This is a genomic window from Saccharomonospora iraqiensis subsp. paurometabolica YIM 90007 (assembly GCF_000231035.2).
GTDB lineage: Bacteria > Actinomycetota > Actinomycetes > Mycobacteriales > Pseudonocardiaceae > Saccharomonospora > Saccharomonospora paurometabolica.
Genome location: NZ_KI912250.1, coordinates 295,544 through 300,218 on the forward strand (window position 1 = coordinate 295,544; position 4,675 = coordinate 300,218).

The 4,675-nt window shown below is 72.8% G+C and carries 5 protein-coding genes; 4 read left to right on the forward strand and 1 reads right to left on the reverse strand.

Going from position 1 to position 4,675, the window contains the following annotated elements; translation table 11 throughout:
* A partial coding sequence (locus SACPADRAFT_RS0217580; protein ID WP_028662546.1) for an isochorismate synthase occupies window positions 1–834 on the forward strand: 834 nt, incomplete at its 5' end.
* Between the two features lie 110 nt (window positions 835–944).
* On the opposite strand, the gene mihF is transcribed toward SACPADRAFT_RS0217580, so the two are convergent.
* The gene (mihF, locus tag SACPADRAFT_RS0217585; RefSeq protein ID WP_007026576.1) at window positions 945–1,256 is read right to left on the reverse strand and encodes an integration host factor, actinobacterial type; all 312 of its coding nucleotides are present in this window, start codon (window positions 1,254–1,256) and stop codon (window positions 945–947) included.
* Between the two features lie 319 nt (window positions 1,257–1,575).
* On the opposite strand from mihF, the gene SACPADRAFT_RS0217590 reads away from it, so the two are divergent.
* The 3 genes from SACPADRAFT_RS0217590 to SACPADRAFT_RS0217600 form a co-directional block, all read left to right on the forward strand.
* Complete coding sequence (locus SACPADRAFT_RS0217590) at window positions 1,576–3,198, forward strand: long-chain fatty acid--CoA ligase (RefSeq protein ID WP_007026577.1); 1,623 nt, start codon at window positions 1,576–1,578, stop codon at window positions 3,196–3,198.
* Window positions 3,199–3,371: 173 nt separating this feature from the next.
* Entirely contained in the window at window positions 3,372–4,121 is a 750-nt protein-coding gene (locus tag SACPADRAFT_RS0217595) for a TetR/AcrR family transcriptional regulator (RefSeq protein ID WP_007026578.1), read from the forward strand.
* Window positions 4,118–4,675: FAD-dependent oxidoreductase (locus tag SACPADRAFT_RS0217600; RefSeq protein ID WP_007026579.1), on the forward strand; the 558-nt coding region annotated here is incomplete at its 3' end. The genes SACPADRAFT_RS0217595 and SACPADRAFT_RS0217600, both read left to right, overlap by 4 nt.

Genomic DNA, 4,675 nt, shown 5'->3' on the forward strand with positions numbered 1-4,675 from the left:
GTCGCCGTGCGGCCGGTGCCCGAGCCCGCCCGGCACGTCGACGCCGTCGCGGAGGCGGTGGCCGCGCTCGACGCGCGGAACCTGCGCAAGGTCGTCCTCGCCCGCGCGCTCGACCTGGAGTTCGCCGAGCCGGTCCCGGCGGAGGCGATCCTGCACAACCTCGTGCTGGACAACGAGCGCGGCTACACCTTCGCCGCCGCCCTGCCCGGGTCGCGGACGCTGGTCGGCTCCAGCCCGGAGCTGCTGCTGTCCCGGCGCGGGGATCGGGTGGTGTCCCACCCGCACGCGGGGTCCGCCCCGCGCGCCGCCGACCCCGCGACCGACCGGGCCAACGGCCGGGCACTGCTGGCCTCGGCCAAGGACCACGTCGAACACGCCGTCCTGGCCGAGGCCGTCGTGGAGGCGCTGCGGCCGTACTGCCGCAGGTTGGACGTCCCCGACCGGCCGCGCCTGGTGTCCACCCCGACGATGTGGCACCTCGGCACCACGATCACCGGTGAGTTGACCGACCGCGACGTGACCGCCCTGCATCTGGCCGCCGCACTGCACCCGACCCCGGCCATCTGCGGGACACCGACCGACTCCGCGCGGCGACTCGTGACCGAACTCGAGGAGTTCGACCGGGACTACTACGCGGGCACGACCGGCTGGACCGATGCCGACGGCGACGGCGAGTGGGCGGTGTCGATCCGCTGCGCCGAGGCCGACGGCCGCTCGCTGCGGCTCTACGCGGGCGGAGGCATCGTGCCGGAATCGGACCCCAAGGCGGAGCTGGAGGAAACCTCGGCCAAGTTCGCGACGTTGCTGCGCGCGATGGGCCTACCCCAGGAGTGAGACTCGGGTCGCGGGCGGACACGGTCACAGGCGGTCACGGTCGACGCCGGACGCCCCGGCCGCCGCGCGGCGGATCCGGGTCGGCACGTCGGGGCGTCACCGCACCGACCTCACTTCAGGGCGCTGATGAGCGTCTCCCGCTGGCGGTCGCCGAGGCCCGCCGCCCGGCGGTCCGGGTCGATGCCGGCCTGCTCCAGCAGCGCGTTCACCTTGACCTGGCCGAGCCCGGGTACCGCCTTGAGCAGCTGGGTCACCTTCGTCTTGCCGACCGTCTTGTCCTCCTTGGCGCGTTCGAGCACCGTCTCGATGCTCTGCTCGCCCGACTTGATGGAGGCCAGCAGCTCGGAACGGGCCTTCCGGGCCTCGGCGGCCTTGGCCAGCGCCTCGGCCCGCTGCTCCGGGGTCAACGTGGGAAGAGCCAACGCAGTGATCCTTTCTGGTCGTCCACCACGGCTTGCGCGGCGGGTCGGGCGGGCGGCACCCGCTGGTACGGGCGCCCGGTGGAGCTGAGGCCCACCCTCGGATACCTCGGGGCTCAGTAAACGCCAACCACCGCGATTCCGCGAAATCGACACGCGATATTTCCCCGACCGTGCCACGCCCGGTCACCCGCCGTGTCGGTTGTGTTTCCCCGGCAACGTCCCCTCGTCCGGCATTGGGCGCTGTGCACAAGCCGGGACCGTGCTGAGCGCACTAGAGTCGGGCCGGATCGGATCACCCATACCTGGAGCGGGAGTCTCAATGTTGAGCACCATGCAGGACGGCCAGCTGTCGCTGGCCCACCTGCTGCGGCACGGCGCCCAGATGCATGCCGACAGCGTCGCGGTCACCTGGACGGGCTCCGGGTCCCGGACCGCCACCTTCGCCGAGGTCGGCAAGCGGGCGGCGCAGCTGGCGAACGCGCTCCGCGACCTCGGTATCGACGACGACGAGCGCGTCGGCACGTTCATGTGGAACAACACCGAGCACCTGGAGGCCTACCTCGCCATCCCGGCGATGGGCGCGGTGCTGCACACGCTGAACGTCCGGTTGTTCCCCGAGCAGCTGGTCTTCGTCGCCAACCACGCCGAGGACCGGGTCGTGCTCGTCGACGGCACGCTGGTGCCCCTGTTCGCGAAGCAGCTGCCGCAGATGACCACGGTCAAGCACGTCATCGTCGCCAACGGCGACCCCGCCGCGCTGGAGGCGCCGGACGGGGTGCAGGTGCACTCCTACGACGAGCTGCTGGCCGCGCAGCCGGAGACCTTCGACTGGCCGGAGATCGACGAGCGCTCGGCCGCGGCGATGTGCTACACCTCCGGCACCACCGGCGACCCCAAGGGCGTGGTGTACTCGCACCGCTCGATCTGGCTGCACTCGATGCAGGTCTGCATGAGCGACACGATGCGCCTGTCCGACGCGGACAAGTCCCTGGTGATCGTGCCGATGTTCCACGCGATGTCCTGGGGCATGCCGTACGCGGCGTTCATGGTCGGCGCCTCCATGGTGCTGCCGGACCGCTTCCTGCAGCCGGAGCCGATCGCGCAGATCCTCGCCGCGGAGAAGCCGACCTTCGCGGGCGCCGTGCCGACCATCTGGCAGGGCCTGCTGCAGTATCTGGACGCCAACCCGCAGGACATCTCCCACCTGCGGGAGGTCGTGGTCGGCGGCTCGGCCGCGCCGCCCGCGATGATGCACGCCTTCGAGGAGCGCTACGACGTGCCGGTGCTGCACGCCTGGGGCATGACCGAGACGTCGCCGCTGGGCAGCGTGGCCCGCCCGCCGTCGGCGGCCACCGGGGAGACCGCGTGGCAGTACCGCTACACGCAGGGCCGGTTCCCCGCGTCGGTGCGGGCGCGGCTGATCGACGACAACGGCGACGAGGTCCCGTGGGACGGCGAGAGCGTCGGCGAGCTGGAGGTCGCGGGCCCGTGGATCGCGGGCTCGTACTACGCCGACGCCGACCCGGAGAAGTTCCACGACGGCTGGCTGCGCACCGGCGACGTCGGACGGATCACCCGGGACGGCTATCTCACGCTCACCGACCGCGCCAAGGACGTGATCAAGTCCGGCGGCGAGTGGATCTCCTCGGTGGACCTGGAGAACGAGGTCATGGCGCACCCGGCCGTGGCCGAGGCGGCCGTGGTGGGCGTGCCGGACGAGAAGTGGGACGAGCGCCCGCTGGTGGCGGTGGTGCTCGCGGAGGGCGAGCAGGCCACCCCGGAGGAGCTGCGTGAGTTCCTGCGCGGCCGGGTCGCCAAGTGGCAGCTGCCCGAGCACTGGACGTTCGTCGACGAGGTGCCCAAGACCAGCGTCGGCAAGTTCGACAAGAAGCGCCTCCGCTCCGCCCACGCCGAAGGCACCCTCGACGTCAACCACTTCTGACCCCACCGACCTCCCCTCACCCGCCCGGGTGTTGCCGTGAAGGGCACTTTCCCTGCGTGTCGTGTCGTGAGGGGCACGTTCCCTGCGTCTGATGCAGGGAACGTGCCCCTCACGACAACACGGCGGGTGAGGGCGGTGGTCAGCCGGTGGCGTGCTCGGTTAAGGTGTGACAGATGGAGTCGGGTCGTCACATCACTGCGGGCGGCGCCACCGTCGTCGGTGGGGCCGAGGTTCCGGTACGGACACCCGGGGACGGGTCGCGGGCCGGGCGCGCTCCGACCGGCCGGGTACCCGACGACGTCCTGCTCGACGCGGCACGGGAGTGCGTCCTCGCCCGGGGCGTGCGCCGCACCACCCTGACCGACATCGCCCGCACCGCCGGCGTGAGCCGGATGACGCTGTACCGCCGGTTCCCGGACGTGCGCAGCGTGCTCGCCGCGCTGATGACGCGGGAGTTCGGTGCCCTGTTGCGCGAGGTCAGCACCCACGCGGGTGGCGCAGGCGACGACATCGGCGGGACCGAGGGCGGCACCGGCACCCGGCACGCCCGGCGCCGGCTGGTGGACATCGCCGTGGCCTCCGTGCGCGCGCTGGCCGCCAACCCACTGCTGCGCACCGTGCTCGACCGGGACGCCGAGCTGCTGCTGCCCTACATCGTCGAGCGCCTCGGGGCCACCCAGCAGCTCGCCGAGGGCGTGGTGCGCACCCTGATCGAGGAGGGGCACGACGACGGATCGGTGCGGCCCGCGGCGCCCGCGGCGCAGACCCGCAGTGTCCTGCTCGTCGTCCAGTCCTTCGTGCTGTCGCACCGCCCCGCCACCGCGGATCTGGCGGCGCAGGACCTGCTCGACGAGCTGCGTCACCTGCTCGACGCCGCCCTGACCCCCGGCACGGACCAGCACGGGAAGGAGTCCGACGAGTGAGCAGCACCGGACCGACCGGGGCGGCGGGCACGGTGCACGCCTCCCTCACCGCACGCCGCCGGTCAGTGGAACTGGACGCGCTCGCCTCCGGCGACGTGGTCGACGTCGTCGTGGTCGGCGGCGGCGTCACCGGCGCCGGGGTGGCGCTGGACGCCGCGAGCCGGGGCCTGTCGGTCGCCCTGCTGGAGGGGCACGACCTCGCCCACGGCACCTCCCGGTGGTCGAGCAAACTCGTCCACGGCGGTCTGCGCTACCTCGCACACGGCCACGTGGGGCTCGCCCGGGAGAGCGCGGTGGAGCGGGACATCCTCATGCGCCGCACCGCGCCGCACCTGACCCGCCCGATGGCCCAGCTGTTCCCCCGCTACACCGACGCGCCCGGCCGGCAGTACGCACTCACCACCGCGGGCGTGTACGCGGGGGACGCCCTGCGCCGCGCCGCACGCACACCGTCGTCCCTGCTGCCCCGGCCGCGGCGGGTCCCGACCGCACAGGCGCTCGCGCTCGTCCCGGGGTTGCGCCGTTCGCACCTGGACGGCGGGCTGCTGGCCTTC

Coding starts and splice junctions, on each gene's coding strand:
- SACPADRAFT_RS0217590 (WP_007026577.1), top strand. CDS start 1,576: ATGTTGAGCACCATGCAGGACGGCCAGCTGTCGCTGGCCCACCTGCTG.
- SACPADRAFT_RS0217595 (WP_007026578.1), top strand. CDS start 3,372: ATGGAGTCGGGTCGTCACATCACTGCGGGCGGCGCCACCGTCGTCGGT.